Origin of the sequence: Rhizobium sp. PP-F2F-G48, assembly GCF_004342335.1 — a bacterium.
GTDB lineage: Bacteria > Pseudomonadota > Alphaproteobacteria > Rhizobiales > Rhizobiaceae > Ferranicluibacter.
Genome location: NZ_SLVH01000015.1, coordinates 20,030 through 37,552, shown reverse-complemented (window position 1 = coordinate 37,552; position 17,523 = coordinate 20,030). Strand labels below are relative to the sequence as shown.

Annotated in this window: 13 protein-coding genes and 2 pseudogenes; 7 read left to right on the top strand and 8 right to left on the bottom strand. The window is 58.8% G+C overall.

Features of this window, described 5'->3' with window-relative positions; genetic code table 11:
* Window positions 1-50: 50 nt before the first annotated feature.
* Window positions 51-497, top strand: a pseudogene (locus C8J36_RS23385) (IS630 family transposase); the annotation flags it as partial.
* Between the two features lie 52 nt (window positions 498-549).
* Here C8J36_RS23385 and C8J36_RS23380 read toward each other — a convergent pair.
* On the bottom strand, window positions 550-1,485 hold the full coding sequence (locus C8J36_RS23380; protein WP_132537682.1) for a LysR family transcriptional regulator: 936 nt from the start codon (window positions 1,483-1,485) through the stop codon (window positions 550-552).
* 127 nt (window positions 1,486-1,612) lie between these two features.
* Between C8J36_RS23380 and C8J36_RS23375 the strand changes: the two genes are divergently transcribed.
* Window positions 1,613-2,335, top strand: coding sequence for an SDR family oxidoreductase (locus tag C8J36_RS23375; protein ID WP_132537681.1), 723 nt, complete (start codon window positions 1,613-1,615; stop codon window positions 2,333-2,335).
* Window positions 2,336-2,546: 211 nt separating this feature from the next.
* On the opposite strand, the gene C8J36_RS25675 is transcribed toward C8J36_RS23375, so the two are convergent.
* Complete coding sequence (locus C8J36_RS25675) at window positions 2,547-2,672, bottom strand: hypothetical protein (RefSeq protein WP_281029270.1); 126 nt, start codon at window positions 2,670-2,672, stop codon at window positions 2,547-2,549.
* A gap of 658 nt (window positions 2,673-3,330) precedes the next feature.
* Here C8J36_RS25675 and C8J36_RS23365 point away from each other — a divergent pair.
* From C8J36_RS23365 to C8J36_RS23345, 5 genes and pseudogenes are all read left to right on the top strand, one after another.
* Window positions 3,331-4,504: pseudogene (locus C8J36_RS23365) on the top strand (IS256 family transposase).
* A gap of 360 nt (window positions 4,505-4,864) precedes the next feature.
* Window positions 4,865-5,290, top strand: a complete 426-nt coding sequence (locus C8J36_RS23360) for a TadE/TadG family type IV pilus assembly protein (RefSeq protein ID WP_132537680.1) — start codon at window positions 4,865-4,867, stop codon at window positions 5,288-5,290.
* Window positions 5,290-7,035: a pilus assembly protein TadG-related protein gene (locus tag C8J36_RS23355; protein ID WP_132537679.1), complete on the top strand. Its 1,746-nt coding sequence runs from the start codon at window positions 5,290-5,292 to the stop codon at window positions 7,033-7,035. Before C8J36_RS23360 ends, C8J36_RS23355 begins: the two co-directional genes overlap by 1 nt.
* Window positions 7,036-7,057: 22 nt before the next feature.
* Window positions 7,058-9,406 (top strand): EAL domain-containing protein, encoded by a 2,349-nt coding sequence (locus tag C8J36_RS23350; protein WP_132537678.1) that lies wholly within the window; start codon window positions 7,058-7,060, stop codon window positions 9,404-9,406.
* Window positions 9,407-9,418: 12 nt separating this feature from the next.
* Window positions 9,419-11,104 (top strand): methyl-accepting chemotaxis protein, encoded by a 1,686-nt coding sequence (locus C8J36_RS23345; RefSeq protein ID WP_132537677.1) that lies wholly within the window; start codon window positions 9,419-9,421, stop codon window positions 11,102-11,104.
* Window positions 11,105-11,689: 585 nt separating this feature from the next.
* Here the strand turns inward: C8J36_RS23345 and C8J36_RS23340 are convergent.
* From C8J36_RS23340 to C8J36_RS23315, 6 genes are all read right to left on the bottom strand, one after another.
* Complete coding sequence (locus tag C8J36_RS23340) at window positions 11,690-12,802, bottom strand: VWA domain-containing protein (RefSeq protein WP_132537676.1); 1,113 nt, start codon at window positions 12,800-12,802, stop codon at window positions 11,690-11,692.
* A gap of 24 nt (window positions 12,803-12,826) precedes the next feature.
* The gene (locus C8J36_RS23335) at window positions 12,827-13,126 is read right to left on the bottom strand and encodes a hypothetical protein (protein ID WP_132537675.1); all 300 of its coding nucleotides are present in this window, start codon (window positions 13,124-13,126) and stop codon (window positions 12,827-12,829) included.
* Window positions 13,126-13,473 carry a metalloregulator ArsR/SmtB family transcription factor gene (locus tag C8J36_RS23330; protein ID WP_132537674.1) on the bottom strand — a complete coding sequence of 116 codons (348 nt, stop codon included), beginning with the start codon at window positions 13,471-13,473 and terminating at the stop codon, window positions 13,126-13,128. Before C8J36_RS23330 ends, C8J36_RS23335 begins: the two co-directional genes overlap by 1 nt.
* Window positions 13,474-13,600: 127 nt before the next feature.
* On the bottom strand, window positions 13,601-13,891 hold the full coding sequence (locus C8J36_RS23325) for a hypothetical protein (RefSeq protein ID WP_132537673.1): 291 nt from the start codon (window positions 13,889-13,891) through the stop codon (window positions 13,601-13,603).
* 77 nt (window positions 13,892-13,968) lie between these two features.
* Window positions 13,969-14,487 carry a hypothetical protein gene (locus C8J36_RS23320; RefSeq protein ID WP_132537672.1) on the bottom strand — a complete coding sequence of 173 codons (519 nt, stop codon included), beginning with the start codon at window positions 14,485-14,487 and terminating at the stop codon, window positions 13,969-13,971.
* 62 nt (window positions 14,488-14,549) lie between these two features.
* Window positions 14,550-17,093 carry a HAMP domain-containing methyl-accepting chemotaxis protein gene (locus C8J36_RS23315; protein ID WP_132537671.1) on the bottom strand — a complete coding sequence of 848 codons (2,544 nt, stop codon included), beginning with the start codon at window positions 17,091-17,093 and terminating at the stop codon, window positions 14,550-14,552.
* Window positions 17,094-17,523: the final 430 nt, after the last annotated feature.

The following is a 17,523-nucleotide window of genomic DNA, read 5'->3' as shown; positions in this document are numbered from 1 at the left end:
CAAACCGCATCCGATCGAGTTGCGTGACGAAACGCACCGGATGGTCTCGAAGGGGAAGCCGCTTCGCAGCCTTTGCTCCCTTCGGTCACTAGAAAACGCAGACTTTCATCGCAGGGTTGCGCTGCCATGGCCTCACGGCACCATGGATCGTCGATGCGCCGATGAACAGCCGCGTCTTTGAGACCTGGATCGAGACACAGCTCGCGCCGACCCTGTCAAAAGGCGACGTCGTCATCCTCGACAATGTCGGCTTCCACAAAAGCGAACGCGCCGAGCAATTGGTCAAGGCAAAGGGGGCCTGGCTTTTGTTTCTGCCACCCTATTCGCCGGACCTGAACCCCATCGAAATGGCCTTCTCAAAACTGAAAGCGCTTCTGCGAAAACGCGCCGCCCGCGGCTTCGATGCAATTGCACAGGCCCTCGGCGACATCATCTCCCTCTTCTCAGTCACAGAATGCCAAACCTTCTTCAAAGCCACAGGCTATGAGGCAGAATAGATGAGACACGCTTTAACATGGGATTGCGCGGCCGGTAGCGGGTATCTTTCGTTCAAACCTCTTTTGCAAGTCGCTTATTTTGAGCCCTCTCTTCACCCACAAGATCGACGAATGCCCTGAGAGGCGCCGACATCAGCCTGCTTGAAAAGTAGAGCCGAGGGCCCTCGAACCTGGTCCACCATTCCGGAAGAACCGGTTTGAGAGCGCCGGTCTTCAGCGCCGGATGCAGCCAGTTCTCGAATGTGCAAATAATTCCATGACCCGAGCTCGCCAGTTCAATGGCCGCCGGTGCAGCATCCACACCGATGGTAAGACGTCCTGGGGGATCAACCGTGACGGACGTGTCACCGCATTCGAACTCCCAAGCGGTGAGCGCGCCGCTTGAGAAGCGAAGTCGGATGCAGTCATGGGTCAGAAGATCACTTGGATGCATAGGCACACCCCGCGCGTCCAGGTAGCTCGGCGACGCTGCAAGTGCCAATCGCTGGAATGGGGGCCAGATAGGGACAGCGATCATGTCCTGCGCCAGATGCTCGCCGTAGCGGATCCCAGCGTCGCAGCCAACGGCGATGATATCGACGAGCCTGTCTTCCACCACAAGCTCGACCCTGACCTCTGGAAAGCGGTTGAGGAAGCGATCGATCAGCGGCGGCAGGATGTCGACCATGACGGCGCCAGTGACATTCAGCTTTAGCTGACCTCTGACCTTGCCCTCTGAACTTGCGACATCCTGCAGTGCGGCCCGTGCCTCTCGCATCAATGGTGACAGGCGGGAAGCCAGCGCCCGACCTGCTTCTGTCACGTTCACACTTCGAGTGGTGCGGATGAGAAGTGGCACGCCCAGCCGCGTCTCAAGCAAGGCGATCTTTTCGCTGACGGTTGACGGCGACAGCCCGAGCTGCCTAGCCGTTGTCCGAAATCCACCTGTCGCGCAGACCGAAAGAAATATGGACAGGTCGTCCAAAGGGAGATCATCGATGTTCGCCATGGCGATCAGACTATGCGGTTTTGGACCGCTTATCAAACAATCCAAGAGTGATAGATAAATGGCAACAGAACCTGGCCAACACATTTACGACCAACAACGGCCCGAAGTTCAGACCAGGAGAGATCACATGACAAGCAAGACCGTTCTTATCACCGGTGCAAACAAGAGCATCGGCTACGAGACCGCCCGCCAACTGGGCCGGCTCGGATATCGCATCTGGCTCGGCAGCCGAGACGCCGGTCGAGGCGAGCTTGCCGCCGAAATCCTGTCATCGGAGGGCATCGATGTTCGGGCGATTGCGATCGACGTGACGGATGACGACAGCGTGCGAAATGCAGTGGCGACTGTTGAGGCTGCCGATGGCAAGCTCGACGTCTTGATCAACAATGCTGGCATTCCCGGAAGCTATGCCGCGCCAGGCGAACAGACCCTAAGCGAAATCGAAACGGTGTACCAGACCAATGTCTTCGGCCCGATCCGGGTCACGCAGGCGTTTCTGCCCCTTCTTCGAGCTTCTGGTCGGGCCAACGTGATTATGGTCAGCAGCGGCCTGGGCTCGCTGACTTGGCTTTCCGACCCCGCGCACCCATACCATGCCGTCAATATTCTGGGGTACAACAGTTCAAAGACGGCGCTGAACGCGATTACTCTGTCCCTAGCCAAGGATCTTGCGAAGAACGGCATCAAAGTGAACGCCTGCGATCCCGGTTACACGAAGACGGACTTTAACAATCACTCCGGATATCGCACCGTCGAGCAGGCCGCAGACACGATCGTCTGGCTTGCAGGACAGGATGCTTCTGGGCCAACGGGCGGCTTCTTTTTCGAAAGAAACCAAGCACCTTGGTGAGTGCGCAGGGCCATTCTCGCTGTGGTTCTGAGCTGCGAGATTAAGCTGGCAGCAGACCTACTGTGCGGTAGCTCTCATTCATCGCGTCAAACAGCGAGATGTTGGAACGGCTGCGGGCCAAAAGCCGGACTCCCGCAACGGCGGCGAAGATCGCCCGTGCCCGCTGCTTAGAATCCTCCTTGTTAGCAGGATCGGCCTCAACGAGCCGCGCTTACAGCCACGCGACGTTGACGTCCGCGAAGACCGGTACGTGCTTGCGCACCGGCTCGGGCAGATCGTCGTACTCGGCCCCGACAAAACTTCCGAGGCAGAGACGAGTGCCGTTCTCAAGCGACATCCGGATCGTCTCCCGGTACCTGCGAAGACGCCCCTTCGCATCGCTTTCTCTGCTAGCCACCTCTTCCAGCCAAACCTTTAGTATCCTGCCAGTAGCGCTCGGCAGTGGCGGCAGCATGGTCCGCCTTACTGGGGAAGTGGTGATCGATGCTTTCCACCTTTAACATAGCCTTCTCCAGGTGAAGACTATGTTACCTCGCAAGGCAGGCCTTAATAAACGAAGCCTGTCTGTGTGATAGGTCGATAATTATGCCATTATCCTCGCCCGGATGGCACGAACCAACGCCTTGCGTCGTGCCCGGAAATTAATTCCGCAGAACAGCCACTCCCGGCTCAGACGCCTTGGGCGGAATCGAACTGCAGTGGTGTCATACGCACCGAGCCAATGTGCTCAAAAATCACGAAATATAGTCAGATGGTTCTAGGAGCAGGTATCGCTCATTACGGTACAGCTAGATTTTTTACTAATGCCAATGCCCATTAAATTGGTTCATGAGAAATTAAACATCGTGTCCCGCCGAGTGGTGTAGCTGGGTGATAGCGAAGCCGCTCGCGAGCGGATCCTCCGATGTGCTGTAGGGAGCAGGCGGCGTAGCGGTGGTCACCAGTTCTATCCGGTATGGTCGAGTTACTTAGAGCCAACCTGAGGGACACCACCGATGACCGATAACATGATGAACCTGCGCTCACTTCTTGAGAAAAGCGCCGACACCGATTTGCTGCGCGAGATGATCGGCTTTGCTGTCAAAACGCTCATGGCGCTGGCGGTGGGGAGGAAGACCGGCGCCGGCTATGGTGAGAAGAATGATTTCCGGCTTGCCCAGCGTAATGTTTATCGCGACCGGGACTGGGAGACGCCGGCAGGCACCGTCGAACTACGCATTCCCAAACTTCGCACAGGCAGTTATTTCGCGAGCTTCCTTTAGCCGCGCCGGATGGCCGAGAAGGCTCTGACGGCGGTTATCCAGGAGGCCTATATCCAGGGCATCTTGACCCGGTCTGTCGATGACCTGGTCAACGCCATGGGCATGTCAGGCATCTCCAAGAGCCAAGTATCCCAACTCTCCCCCCTTTGGGCAATGCAGACATTGCCTGTCGGGCAAGGTTAGGTTGATGAAAAGGTGAAGGCCTTCCTCGACAGGCCCATCGAAGGCCAATGGCCGTATCTCTGGATTGATGCCACCTATCTGGAGGTCCGACGCGGCAGGCGCATCGTCTCTGTCGCTGTCATCATCGCGGTGGGTGTGAACACAGATGGCCGACGCGAGGTGCTCGGCTTGGAACTCGGCACGTCCGAGGCTGAGGCGATCTGGACCGAATTCCTGCGGAAGCTGACAAGACGAGGCCTGCGCGGCATCAAGCTCGTCGTCTCCGATGCGCATGAGGGCATCAAGGCCGCCGTGTCAAAGGTGTTTTCTGGCTACAGGGTGCACTTCATGCGCAACGCGTTCGTCCATGCCGGAAGAGCGGACGACGTGTCGTGTCCGCCTCCATCGCCACGGCGTTTGACCACGACACGCCAGAGGCCGCAAGTGCCCAATGGCGCAATGGCGCAATGGCGCAGATCAGAACAGGCCGAAGGTGCCCAAGCTCGCTAGTCTTATGGACAGCGCCGAGCAAGACGTGCTCGCCTACATTACCTTTCGCGAGGCGCTCTGGACAAAGCTGTTCAGGACAGACTCCATCGAACGGCTCAACGGCGAGATCAAGCGACGGACAGAGGTCGTCGGCACCTTTCCTAACGACGATGCCATCGTCAGACTGGTCCGTGCCTTGCTAATTGAGAAGAGTGACGAGCGGGCAGTCCAGCAGTCCCGTTACATGACACTTTAGACAATCGCCACAATGAGCGATAATTTGCTCATCAGCCTGCCAGCCGCAAGCTGATCCATCCACGGCTCTGTCCGGAAGGCACGGCGACTGCCGAAGCTACACCACCCCTTGGAACACGATCGGATCACGCAAGCCGACCAAGAGTTAAATCACCACATTATTGGGAGTTGTCATTGAAGACGTTGGGTTTCTGAAAGCCGTATGTTCTATTTTGAGCCGTTTTCTCAAGTAAACCGCAGATAGAAAGGTCCAAAATCGTACCAGAACTCGGGATTGTTGCGTTAATACCCCGTTAGGAAATTGAGCGCAACCTTATGGTGCACCGAGGGAGCTCGGTCAATAATAGACCGGAGTTTGGCGATGCATATCCTGTCACGCTTTTCGCGCAACGCAGACGGCGTCGCCGCGATCGAGTTCGCAATGCTTGCTCCACTTTTCATTTGCATGTTATTTAGCATGGTCGGATGGGGATTTTACCTGGGCGCCTGTCACTCTCTTCAGCAGATCGCAGCTGATACCGCCCGATCTGCTGTTGCTGGACTTTCAGCAACGGAGCGAACGACCCTTGCTACAGGGTACGCGACTTCCCAGGCGACTGCGGGATACGCTCTGATCAACCAGGCAAGGCTGACAGTCCAGGTTGCAGACGATGCGGCTGTCGCCAATCAGTTTACCGTCAAGCTCACGTACGACGCGAGTGACCTTCCGATCTGGAACCTGATGACGTTCGCGATGCCGAGTCCGACGATCGTCCGGAGCACCACCATTCGCATCGGTGGCGTGTGATGGCAGGGTCCTTGACAAAACGCGTGTCCGGCCTCGTTTCATGCAGGGAGGGCAACATCGCCGTCATGTCTGCACTGGCGCTCCCGGCCTGCCTTGGCATCGTCGCCCTTGCGGTCGACTACGGCCAGCTCACGCTCGAGCGCCGGCAGCTCCAGACGGTGGCGGACCTCGCCGCGATCGCGGTCGCCTCCGACATGGCGCATTCGGACGATGCCGTCCTGGCTCATCTGGACAACAACGGTCTCAAGATGGTGCTCAGGACTCCGCAGGGATGGAAGACGGTGAAAGGCGCCCTGCTTCCGGAGGCGTCCGTCGCCGCATCCACCGGACGCGTCACGGTCGAAAAGGGACGCTATGTGCCCGATCCCGCGCGTTCGCCCAACGAGCGCTTCAAGCCTTCCGCTCAACTGGTGGATGCCGTTCGCGTCCATGTCCAGCAGCCGGGGACGCTGTTCTTCGCGGGCATGTTCACCACACCACCAATGCTGTCGGCGACGGGGACCGCCGCTGTATCGAAGACAGCCGCGTTTTCTATCGGATCGCGGCTGGCAAGTCTTGAGGGCGGCGTCCTCAATGCCATCCTAGGCAAGATGCTCGGCGCGAAGCTCACGTTCAGCGCTGTGGACTACCGCTCGCTGGCGGCGGCCGACATCGACCTCTTCCGACTGGCGAAGGGCTTGGCGACCGACCTCAACCTGACCGCCGCCACCTACGACGACGTCTTGAAGGCCGAAATCACGATGCCTCAGCTCCTGTCCGCCGTGGCCAGATACGGCGGTGTCGCGGCAGGAGCGTCGGGCCTTGTCAGCGAACTGCGCAGGATCGTGCCGCCTGGTGGTGAGACGTTTACGCTAGGCGGCTTCGTCGACCTTGACCAGAAGTCGCGCCTGAGGGTCGACGCGAAATCCGGCATCTCGATGAAAGTGGGGCTGCTCGATCTCCTGCAGTCGAGCGCGTCGCTGGCGAACGGTTCCAATCTCGTTTCCGTCCAGACGCAGGCCGCTCTCCCAGGTCTCGGAACGGTCGACCTCAACCTCGCCGTCGGCGAACCGTCTGTCAGCGCGCCTCCATACCGCATCGGAGAACCCGGCCAGGCGGTCAGAACGGTGCAGGTGCGCCTCTCCGCCACGGTCCGGATCGACGGGCTTGCAGAACTTCTCGGAACGAAAATCACCCTGCCCCTCTATGTCGAGGTCGCCCATGCTGAAGCAAAGCTCGCAGACATCCAGTGCCACGGCGGCAAGGCTGACAACGCCACCGTCGCGATCGATGCCGCTCCCGGTGTCGCCGAGGTGTCGATAGGCGCCGTCGATCCCTCGGCTCTGAAGAGTTTCGGATCGAAGCCAAGGGTGACAAGGGCGCGTCTGGTCGACACGCCAGCGCTTGCCATCGACGGCATGTCGTCGACCACGGTTGGCGGCACGCAGATCAAGAGGGTCTCCTTCACTCCTTCCAACATCGCGAGCGGTTTGACAAAGTCGGTTTCGAGCACGGGCCTCACCACCTCGGCGACCCAGTCGCTGATCGGCAATCTCGATCTGGCAGTCGAGGTCAAGCTGCTTCTCGGCCTGTCCCTGTCGCCTCCGAAGGTTCTGCAGACCGCTCTGGCAAAGACGCTCGGGGCCGTCACCCCGGCCGTCGACACCTTGCTAGACAGCGTGCTCGCCGCAGCAGGAGTGCGCGTCGGCGAGGCCGATATCCAGGTCACGGGCGTGGACTGCGCCAACCCCGTGCTGGTGCAGTAGGGCGGCGGAGAGGAGAAACAGGATGTTCACGGTTCTGGAATGCGTCATCGACCGCCACGACACCGCGATAACGGCAATCTCGGCCGTCATCGCCTCGGTTGGAATGCTCGCCTTCTTCCATCTTCTCATGCGGTCGGAGGAAAGCACGCTCGCGCGCCGACGCAACTGGCGTATCGTCGCAGCCTGTTCCGCCGGTCTCAGCGTCTGGGCGACCCATTTCGTCGCGATGCTGGCCTACGAGGGCACCGTGTCGCTGCGCTTCGATTTCCTCTTCACCACGCTGTCTGCCCTGATTGCCATCGCAGGTTTCTGGATCGCGATCAGAGAGGGGTTCAAAGGCCGGCAGCCCGTGGCGATGTCAGCCATGCTCGTCACGCTTGCGGTGGCCGCAATGCACTTCGTCGGCATGGCAGGTCTTGACGCGGCCGCCCAGCTCAATTTCGGCTGGGCTGAGATCGCCGCTGGAGCGGCCGTCGCATTCGCCCTTTTCTGCCTGTCGCTTCTCGCCTTCACACAACTGCGAGGGCGGATACGCATCGTACCCGCCGCCATCGCCGCGGTGCTCGGCATTTGCGCACTTCACTTCACCTCGATGTCGGCGACAATCATCACACCCGATCCGTCCCTGCCCTCCCTCGTCACCGGGAGTGAGGACGCGATGTGGCTGACCATTGCGATCGCCGTGATCACGCTCTTGATCCTTGTCACCTCGATCGTCGCTGTCGTGATAGACAGGCACCTCGTCGACCTGAAGGGCTTTGCCAACTCGACGCTCGACGGCCTTGCGATCGTCCGGGACGGTGTGATCATCGAGGCAAACGGCCGCTTCGCCCATCTCCTCGAGCGGGAGGCCTCGGACCTCGTCGGCATCCGGCCCGACAGTCTGATGACGGTTTCGGACGGTGACCGGGTCGACACACCGCGCGAGGCCGCACTGGAGGCCTTTCCGCTCGTCGGTAATCAGGCCCGCATCTTCGAGATCGCCGTGCACACCATCGAATATGGCGGACGCCCCTCACAGGTTGTGGCGCTCCGCGACCTTACAGAACGGCGGGCCGTACAGAAGAAGGTCGAATACCTCGCCCGCCACGACATCCTGACAGGACTGACCAACCGATCGACCTTCCAGGACACCCTCGAGATGCAGTTGGCGCGCGGTTCCGGGACAGGAAAACCGTTTGCGCTCCTAGCCCTTGATCTCGACCGCTTCAAAGCCGTGAACGATCTATTCGGGCATGCCGAGGGTGATCGCGTCCTTCGCGATGTCGCCGAGATTCTCAGGACCTGCTGCCGTGGAGGCGATACGGTCGCCCGGATCGGCGGCGACGAGTTCGTGATCCTTACGGCGGAAGGCGTGGGCAGCGACGGGGCCGGAGCGCTGGCGGAGCGTGTGCGAGCAACCTTCCGCGACAGGATGAACGTCTCCGTCGATCCGACCGCGGTCGGCGTCAGCATCGGTATCGCCGTCTATCCGAAGGACGGACTGGATGCCGACGCACTGACGCAGGCGGCCGACGTCGCTCTGTATCGCGCAAAGGCAGGCGGCCGGGGGACCCATGCCTTCTACGACCTGGCGATGGACCTCGAGCGGCGGGATCGCAGGCAGCTCGAGAACGACCTTCGCCAGGCTATCGTCCGGAACGAGCTGCACCTGCAGTTCCAGCCCATCGAAGCCATCGGATCAAAGGCAACGGTCGGATACGAGGCGCTCCTCCGATGGACGCATCCCACGCGGGGTAATGTGTCCCCCGACATCTTCATACCCATCGCCGAAGAAAGCGGCGTCATCCTGTCGATCGGGGAATGGGTTCTGATGGAAGCCTGCAGGCAGGCGGTCGAATGGAACCCGGCACTTAAGGTGGCCGTCAACGTATCAGCCATCCAGTTCCGGCTCGCCAGCCTCGCGTTCGTCGTCGGCAGCATCCTGGACGCCACAGGTCTCTCGCCCGAGCGCCTGGAGCTGGAGGTCACGGAGACGGCGCTCCTGAAGGACCGTGCGATGACGCTCGACATCCTTACGCAGATCAAGGCGCTCGGGGTCAAGGTGGTCATGGACGACTTTGGAACAGGCTATTCCTCGCTCAGCAATCTCCAGTCCTTTCCGTTCGACGGACTGAAGATCGACCGCAGCTTTATCGCCGGCATGGCGACCGACCCGAGCGCGCGGGCCATCGTTCGTTCGGTGGTCAGCCTCGGCCGCTCCCTTGGACTGCCGGTCACCGCGGAGGGAATCGAGACTTCCGCGCAGTACAAGATCATCACCGACGAAGGCTGCGCGCATGCGCAGGGGTATCTGGTCGGAAGACCCGCCGCAGGCCCGCAGAAATACGTGCGAAAGGTATCCAGCCGGATCGCCGCGGGAAAGAGATAAGGGGATAATACAATGTTCGGATGGAAGACGGGTGCGCACGGCCGGGCTGCAGGACACGGGACGGACATCGCGGACGCGCTGTCACGGTCGCAGGCGGTCATCGAGTTCGACCTCAAAGGCATGGTCATCACCGCCAACGAGAACTTCTGCAGGACGCTCGGCTACGACCTCGCAGAGATCGTCGGCAGGCATCACAGCATGTTCTGCGATGCGCAGACTGTTGAGTCCGCGGACTATGCGGCGTTCTGGAAACGGCTGGCGGGGGGCATTTTCGATGCCGGAGCGTACAGACGGATCGGCAAGGGCGGGCGCGAAGTCTGGATACAGGCCACGTACAATCCCGTTATGAAGGGTGGTCGCCCCTACAAGGTTGTCAAGTTTGCAGCCGACATCACCGCGGCGAGGGAGAAGGCGGTCGAGGACGCGGGCAAGCTGTCCGCCCTCTCCCGATCCCAGGCCGTCATCGAGTTCAAGCCCACGGGCGAGATCATCACGGCGAACGAGAACTTCTGCAGGACGCTTGGCTATGAACTCGCCGAGATCGTCGGACGGCACCATAGCCTGTTCTGCAGCAGGGACTATGCGGCCACGGCGGAGTACCGGACATTCTGGGATCGTCTCGCTGCAGGCGAGTTCATCGCGAACGAGTTCGTGCGGATCGGAAAGGGCGGGAAAGAAGTTTGGATCCAGGCGGCTTACAACCCGATCCTCGATGCAGGCGGCAAGGTCTGCAAGGTCGTCAAGTTCGCAACCGACGTCACGGAGAGGATGAGCGCCATCGCCGAGATCGGAACGGCGATGAAGGCAATGTCGGACGGCGATCTCACACGGACGCTCGACCGCGCCTTCGTTCCTTCGATGGAGGAGCTCAGACATCACTTTAACGCGACGCTGGCACAGCTCCGGACGACGATGAGCGGCATCGGTGACAGCGTGACAGCCATTGCCGATGGCTCCCGCGAGATCAGTGAGAATGCTGGCAGCCTTTCGCGCAGAACCGAGCAGAATGCAGCCAGCCTGGAGGAGACAGCCGCAGCTCTGGAAGAGATCACGACGACCGTCAACGACACGAGCGCCCGCGCCCAGGAAGCCGGCCGTCTCGTGTCCGAGACGCGGGTAGGAGCCAAACGGTCCGGGGAGGTCGTCGGGGAGGCCGTGGCTGCCATGGCAGAGATAGCCGATGCCTCCCAAGCGATCAGTGGCATCATAGACGCGATCGACGAGATCGCCTTCCAGACCAACCTGCTGGCGCTCAATGCAGGCATCGAGGCGGCGCGGGCCGGCGAGGCCGGGCGCGGGTTCGCGGTGGTTGCACAGGAAGTGAGGGAACTGGCGCAACGATCCGCGAGGGCCGCCAAGGAAATCGGCACGCTCATTTCGACGTCACAGGCAGTCGTGAAGAAGGGTGTGGCGCTCGTTGGAGAAACAGGCCGAACGCTCGATGAGATCGTCGGCAAGGTCACGAGCATCGATGTCAACATCACCGCCATCGTCCAGGCCGGCCGGGAACAGGCGGTGGGCCTGCGGGAGATCAACGTCGCCGTGAATGCGATGGACCAAGCAACCCAGAAAAATGCCGCGATGGCCGAGGAAAGCACGGCTGCAAGTATCGAGCTTGCTGCTCAGACGATGGAGCTACGGAAACTTCTCGGTATATTCATTTACACAGATGCTAGACGTTTACGAATTGTTGCTTGAAGTGCTTTTCAGATACTCATTTTCCATTAGCGGATTTACAATGTAAGCATGCAACTGGCAGTTTCCAATTAAAAAACGCTAATGAGCCGCGTTCTGCGGGAATATGATGCAATTAGAAAGATCAAAGGACACAGAGAGAAGCCCTAAGCGTGCAAAAAACGACTGTATACTTGGCTATTCATTTTGGAGATCGAGGCTGTATGCTTGGCCATTTGCCTCCCGAAATAGGCCAAACGAAACCCGCTCCTCACGCGATGACTTAGGACGGCGAAACACAGTTCGCTTAAATGGACGAATTAAGACCTGGTATGTTATACAATGATGATGTGCAAATCTCCCTCTCCAATTTTTGATCAAGCAAAACAAAAGCATAAAAAGTTTCGAATCCAGCAACGAATTGGAAATCTTCAAACAATTTTATTATCTTTATTAGTTCTTTATCATCTTTAACACAGATTATACTCTGACGTAAATTGCTTACTGCTCGGATAATAGCGTGACGCTAAAAGATTCTATGAGTCTTAAAGGCAACGGGCTTGTCTCCAGCGCAGACACAGGGAGGCCTTGTTATACCCCTATGTGAATTTATTTCGTCAAGCGCACCGCCAGCATCGACGCGTCTCTGCCGATCGAGGCAAATGCCGCAATTAGCGCGTCCGCATCTTCAGCCTGGAAGAAGTTAGCCGCACTTGTCGCGCAGGATGACAGCAGAGACTTGCCCTTTGCCGGCGCCATGAAGGCCACCGTGTAGACTGTCGTTTGCGTTAATCGGGCCTTGTCGCAAATAGCTTTGGTGTCCGTATCGTTCTTGACGGCCGTGTTGTCACCATCCGTCATTAGCACCAAGAACCGTTTTGGCGTCAAACCAGTCATAGCAACGTGAACAGCTGTTTCGGAAGGATCGGTCAACGCAGCATATGCCGTCTTCATCGCGCCGCTGGAGTCTGTCGAGCCGCCTGACGCCAATTTCTTTACGTAGGCCAAGGTAACACCTTCGTCCCAGCTTAACCCACTCGGTGCGTCTGCTTTGTCGTTGTAAGCAACTGCAGAGGTCCGCACGTACTTTCCATTTGGATCGGCCTTCGAGAGCTGCGCCAGCAAACCCTCGACTGCAAGCTTCAGAGACTGAAGCTTGTTGACGCCCTTCTTGTTTGTTGCCTCGTTCATTGATCCGGACTTGTCGAGAACGAGAAACATTGAAAGCGAACTCTCGGTCGCTGTCTGCCCCTTAGACTGGCTTTCAGCATGGACGCTTATGCTGGACGCACCGAGCAGGCGCGTCATCGGAGTCAGCGGAACGATAAACTCGGATTTGACCGAAACGACAAATCGCTTGCCGGTTCCAACCCCCGTTGCTGCCGTATCAATATCAACATCAGGCGAGCTGAGAGTTGCATCATCGCCTGTCGATGACAGAGAATCTATTGGGCTCGCCATTCGAGCCAGCAGGAACGCCCTCGCCTGCTTTTTTGCCTCGTCCACCGACATCTGCTCGTTCGCGAGCCCGGATGCCGCGGCGAGTGCTGCCGCGTCGGTCGCATTTTGCAAAGTGCTTTTCGCCCACATAATATTGGAAGCATCGACGGACACACCGCCCGCACCAAGGAGGACGGGCATTATCATTGCTGCCATGATGCCGATATTGCCGGATATTGCATATTGAAAGGAATGAATGGCTGTTGAAAAAAGCTTGCGCATAATCGAATACCACTAATGTTTTGCTTAGCGGCAACATAATCGTGATCCATGTCGGAACAGTTGAGACAGAATGTAAATTTTCTCTGAAAGCAGAACTATCAGATCTGCCAGCCAAGACTGCTTGCTGCAGACCAGAATCCCATCACCCTTGGTGATGCGGATTGCGTCGATTTCAAGACGATGCCCCGCTTTAAGGCTCTCACCGGCAATCTTGCAGAGGAAGGCGGTGGCAATCCGCGCCTCGGTATCAGAAACGCACTTGCGGCCCTCGTCATCGGCGCACAACCCGGTTCGCCGCTCGATGCTGAAGAAATAGCGCGTCATCAGCGTTTCGGTCGTCTTTTGATGGGACGCCTGTTAGAGCGCCACTGCTGTCCTTGCGGATGGAACTCATGCTCTTCCGCAAGAGACACCAATCTCAGCACGACCTCGGCAACCGCAGGCTTGACCGCGTAGTACCGAAACTGCGCGTCTCGCCTCTCGACGAGCAGTCCCGATGTCCTGAGCCTTTTCAGGTACTGCGAAGCAGCGGAGGGCGACAAGCCCAGCATGTCCGCCAGCTTCCCGACCGACAGTTCCTCGCCGGCCAGAGCTTTTATCATGAGAAGGCGGATGGGGTTGGCAATAAGTGAAAGGGCGTCCGCTGAACGTTTTGCTTCGTCCTCTGTCATTGAAGTCTGCTCAAGGCCCTGATGTACGATCGGAACCAAAGACCCTAATTGGCGGAGGCTAGCAAGAGGACCGATCCGTAATCGAATTCGAACCGCTCCGGATGACCTCCGATGTTGATCGTCAGGGCTAGTGGACCGAGCTGTTCGCGTGGGTTGCTCTCTCGGGCGTCAATGTCACGTGATAGGTGACCGTCCCCTTGGCATCCAGCGTGAACCACGGGCGCTGGGTGACGTCGGCTATAGCTGCCAACCAGCTTTCGAAATCTGCAAATTCGAGATGTCCGGTCACCTTGAGCAGCAGATGCAGGTCGGCCCGCTCCATTATCGTCGTTGCCAGACTGACGCCGTGCTGGAATACCTCGACGCGGTAATTGGAAAGTCGCGGATCCAAATCCACCGCGTAATCTGCACCGTCCATTTCGAAACCGCCTTATCCCACATCGTCTGGACGTTACCCGACCGAAGCTCACGATATGCCCACCAACATCACACCTGCTAACGCGATGACGGAAAGTCTTTCAGATAGCGTCCAGTCGGAAGCATCTGGCTATGATCAGCCTCCCGGCGCACGAGAGCGGTCAGCTCTGCCTCGGAAACCATTCCGTCGCGATACGCATACATGATCAGCCTTGCCAGACGTTTGCGTTCAACGCCACTGGTTGTCTGGCCGCGAACCGAACACTCACGCTCCAGGACGTCGCGCATCATGCCGAAATCGGCTTTGGAAATGGTGAGTGCGTCCAGAGGCATCATGAAGTCCGCGCCAAACAAACCGTACCGAGACCTTCGGCTGTGGCGTCTGAAGTGAAAGCGAGCGGCCGTCGAACAGACCGTGCAACCGTATATTACATTATTCTCGTTTTTATTTCGTTGCGCGAAAATAGCAAATTTGCATATTTCGGCAGTATCTACGGGCAGCGCTCCATTCGCGCCGATGCCTGCCTCACACAACACATCAACAATTGAAAAGCTGTCTCCGCCGATCTGTAAACTGACGTTGATGCCGTATGTCATCAGCGTCAGTCTACGTCGGCGAGAATGGCAGTTGGAATCGCAACAACTGCGACTGCTACAACCTAAGCAGCCTGAAGTGAACTAGCGCCATCGTTCAACGAAGATCGTTCCTCGACACGAAAGCGGTCGATCTTATCGGCGAGGATTTCCACGCGCTGGCGCAGTCCATGTATCTCCGCATTGTTTTCCTCCACCATCGCCGCGTTCTGCTGGGTAATGTGCTCGACGGACTCGACGGCCTTGGAGACGTCGCTGATGCCGGTAGATTGTTCGGCCGTAGCCGACGATATGGCGGCGACCAGTTTACGGACGTCGGTAACATGGCCGATGATGCGGGAAAGCGCTTGGCCCGTTTCCTCGACGAGATGCACGCCGCTCTCCACTTGCACGGCACTGGCCGAGATCAGGCCCTTGATCTCCCGAGCGGCACCGGCGCAACGTTGTGCGAGCTCGCGCACTTCCTGGGCGACGACGGCAAAGCCGCGACCCGCCTCCCCAGCCCGCGCCGCCTCCACGCCCGCATTGAGCGCGAGGAGGTTGGTCTGGAAGGCGATTTCGTCGATGACGCCGATAATGGTGGCGATCCGGTTCGAAGACGAGCTGATTTCGCCCATCGCGCCCACGGCGCGGGCCACGACCTCACCGGAACGGACGGCAAACTGCTCGGTCTCGTTGACCGCCAGTGCGGTCTTGCGGGCACTGTCGGCCGTTGAGCCGACTAGCGTGTCAAGGTGGCGCAGCGCTCGCGAGCTTTGCTCGAGCGCCGCAGCCTGTTGCTCTGTGCGGCGGGCGAGATCGTCGGCTGAGACCGAGAGATTTTCGGCGCTGTCGCTGATCTCGCCCGTCGCGATGCGCACGTCGAGAAGTGTGGAGCGCAACGCCTGCGTTGCTGTGTTGTATGTTTTGGCCATATCAACAAAATCATCCGGCAGATCCTCGCTCAGCCCCTGTTGCAGATCGCCGTTAGCGAGTCGCGAGAGGACGCCCGACAATGCGGTCAGAGCGTGCTCCTGTTCGGCGGCGATACGCGCCCGCTCCTGTGCAGCACGCGTGCCTTCGGCATCGGACTTTGCGCGGATGGCTGCGGCTTCCTGTTCGAGACGAATGTTTTCGCGGGCGTTGTCGCGGAATACGCTGACAGAGCGCACCATATCGCCTATCTCGTCACCACGGTCGCGGCCTTCGATACCGACGTCGAGATCGCCCTCCGCAAGTTTCTTCATAACGTCGGTGACCCGTTTAAGAGGTCCACGTAGCGTTTCAACCAGCATCAGACCGCCGACGATGGCGAGGACGGTGCCAAGTACCATGGCGACCACGGAAAGATTGGCCGAGCGCTCACTGTCCTTCTTGCCAGTTTCCTGCGCCTGAGAAATGAAGTCTTGGAGGTTGGCCATGCCGTTAGAAAGCGTATCGGACGCGGCAGCGCGGGCGGTGTTCCAGTTTGTCTCAATCACTAGCATGGCGGTGGCCGCACCCTTCAGTGCGGCAAGCTCGGGTTCAAGTTTCTGCGAAAACGCACTCATCGTAGCATTTTTGCTTCCAAGCTCGGCGACCTTCCGGCTGGACGCCTGTAAGGCGGCGATATCGGCAAGCACGACGTCCTGCGCCGCTTCGGTTAGCTGTGCGCCGAGACGTTCGATGTGAAGTTGCAGGGCATCCACTAACGACAGCGACGACTGGACCTCGGCCAGAAGTTGCCGAAGCATCGTGACATCGGCTTCGAGCTTCACGAACCTTTCAGCTGCGGCGCCCGACGATCTGAGAATATTGGCCTGTAAATCCGCCAGCAGTGGCTCAAGGCCGGCAGCCTCGCGCTTCAAGGTCTGAGCAAGGGTGGCGGCATCGTCAACGCCTGTTGTGCCTGCAACAGTCTGCAGCCGCTGTCCAACCGCGCGCACAGGCTCGAGCGCAGTCATGACCTTCACGGGGACCAGCGGCTTTACCATGTTGAACTCGGCAAGCAGAGCGCCCGCCTGTGAGTTTGCTAGCTTGATGGTAGCGTCGTCGGACGCGGCTTTTTCTATGGCGCTGCGCAGGCTCGCCAGGCGCTCGGCCACGGACGTGTAGGCGTAGGATTCGAACAGCGCGCTCTTTGCGAATGTCTCCTGCCCGTCGGATTTCTTCTGCAGGTTTCCAAGCTTCTGGCTCACGTCCCCTGCGAGCGTCTTGATCGAAGCGAGGCGCTCGGCGATATCGCTGGCGTTGGCATCGCGCTCGGTCTTAATCGTCCATAGCGCTTCTGTACGAACCTTCATGGCGGGCGCCAACTGCATGACCGTATCGATACGCTGGCGATCTTCGGACGACAGCAGACCGTCCAAAACCTCGGCCCCCTCTCCTTGCCGATCAATCGCCTGCTTCAAGGGCGCTAGCGTCGCTTCGTTTGGCCTGAGCGACAGCTCCTGCAATGCGCTCTGAAGATTGTCGAAGTCGGCGATGTTTTCGATCGTTGCGCGCGTCACCGTCATGTGCCCGTTGAGCATTGTCGAAGTGAAGAAGCCAGCCACACCGACACCGGCGATCAGCAGCACCAGGGGGACGACGAAAAGCAGGACCTTGGTCACAATCCTGCGGCCCTGGAGAAGTCGATCGATGAAAGACATGGAAACCTCGTTCGCCAGCCGACGGGAAGACGTCATGTGTAAGCAGCGGCTCTAACCAGCGTCATGCGGGACTGACGCATACTTTTCGATTTCAATTGACCAAGAGTTAATCGGGCGCAATTTCTGTGCGCTACTGTCAAACATTTTTCGTAAGAAGGCTCATCCCCCGGCTCAGTTCCTCGTGGAAACCAACAGTGTACGCCTTTACCGATTGCTTTGATTGGACGTGAACCCTCGGAATGCATCGCGTGCGCTCGTGCAGCTTTGCCGTCTGCTGCAGACAGCCAGCCGCTAGACGTTCTCTTAAATACGAGCTTTCACCTACCCCGAGATATCGTCGGAGAAGGTCTTTCTATGTTGCCGGCCTCGTATTGAAGACTGAGTAACTTTTCGAACGCATCACCGTGATGCGCTGGCGCGGTGGCGGGTA

Bases quoted from the DNA above. Each gene is read 5' to 3' on its own strand.
- C8J36_RS23380 (WP_132537682.1), bottom strand. From the start codon at position 1,485: ATGGCGAACATCGATGATCTCCCTTTGGACGACCTGTCCATATTTCTT.
- C8J36_RS23375 (WP_132537681.1), top strand. From the start codon at position 1,613: ATGACAAGCAAGACCGTTCTTATCACCGGTGCAAACAAGAGCATCGGC.
- C8J36_RS25675 (WP_281029270.1), bottom strand. From the start codon at position 2,672: ATGTCGCTTGAGAACGGCACTCGTCTCTGCCTCGGAAGTTTTGTCGGG.
- C8J36_RS23360 (WP_132537680.1), top strand. From the start codon at position 4,865: ATGCATATCCTGTCACGCTTTTCGCGCAACGCAGACGGCGTCGCCGCG.
- C8J36_RS23355 (WP_132537679.1), top strand. From the start codon at position 5,290: ATGGCAGGGTCCTTGACAAAACGCGTGTCCGGCCTCGTTTCATGCAGG.
- C8J36_RS23350 (WP_132537678.1), top strand. From the start codon at position 7,058: ATGTTCACGGTTCTGGAATGCGTCATCGACCGCCACGACACCGCGATA.
- C8J36_RS23345 (WP_132537677.1), top strand. From the start codon at position 9,419: ATGTTCGGATGGAAGACGGGTGCGCACGGCCGGGCTGCAGGACACGGG.
- C8J36_RS23340 (WP_132537676.1), bottom strand. From the start codon at position 12,802: ATGCGCAAGCTTTTTTCAACAGCCATTCATTCCTTTCAATATGCAATA.
- C8J36_RS23335 (WP_132537675.1), bottom strand. From the start codon at position 13,126: ATGACGCGCTATTTCTTCAGCATCGAGCGGCGAACCGGGTTGTGCGCC.
- C8J36_RS23330 (WP_132537674.1), bottom strand. From the start codon at position 13,473: ATGACAGAGGACGAAGCAAAACGTTCAGCGGACGCCCTTTCACTTATT.
- C8J36_RS23325 (WP_132537673.1), bottom strand. From the start codon at position 13,891: ATGGACGGTGCAGATTACGCGGTGGATTTGGATCCGCGACTTTCCAAT.
- C8J36_RS23320 (WP_132537672.1), bottom strand. From the start codon at position 14,487: ATGACATACGGCATCAACGTCAGTTTACAGATCGGCGGAGACAGCTTT.
- C8J36_RS23315 (WP_132537671.1), bottom strand. From the start codon at position 17,093: ATGTCTTTCATCGATCGACTTCTCCAGGGCCGCAGGATTGTGACCAAG.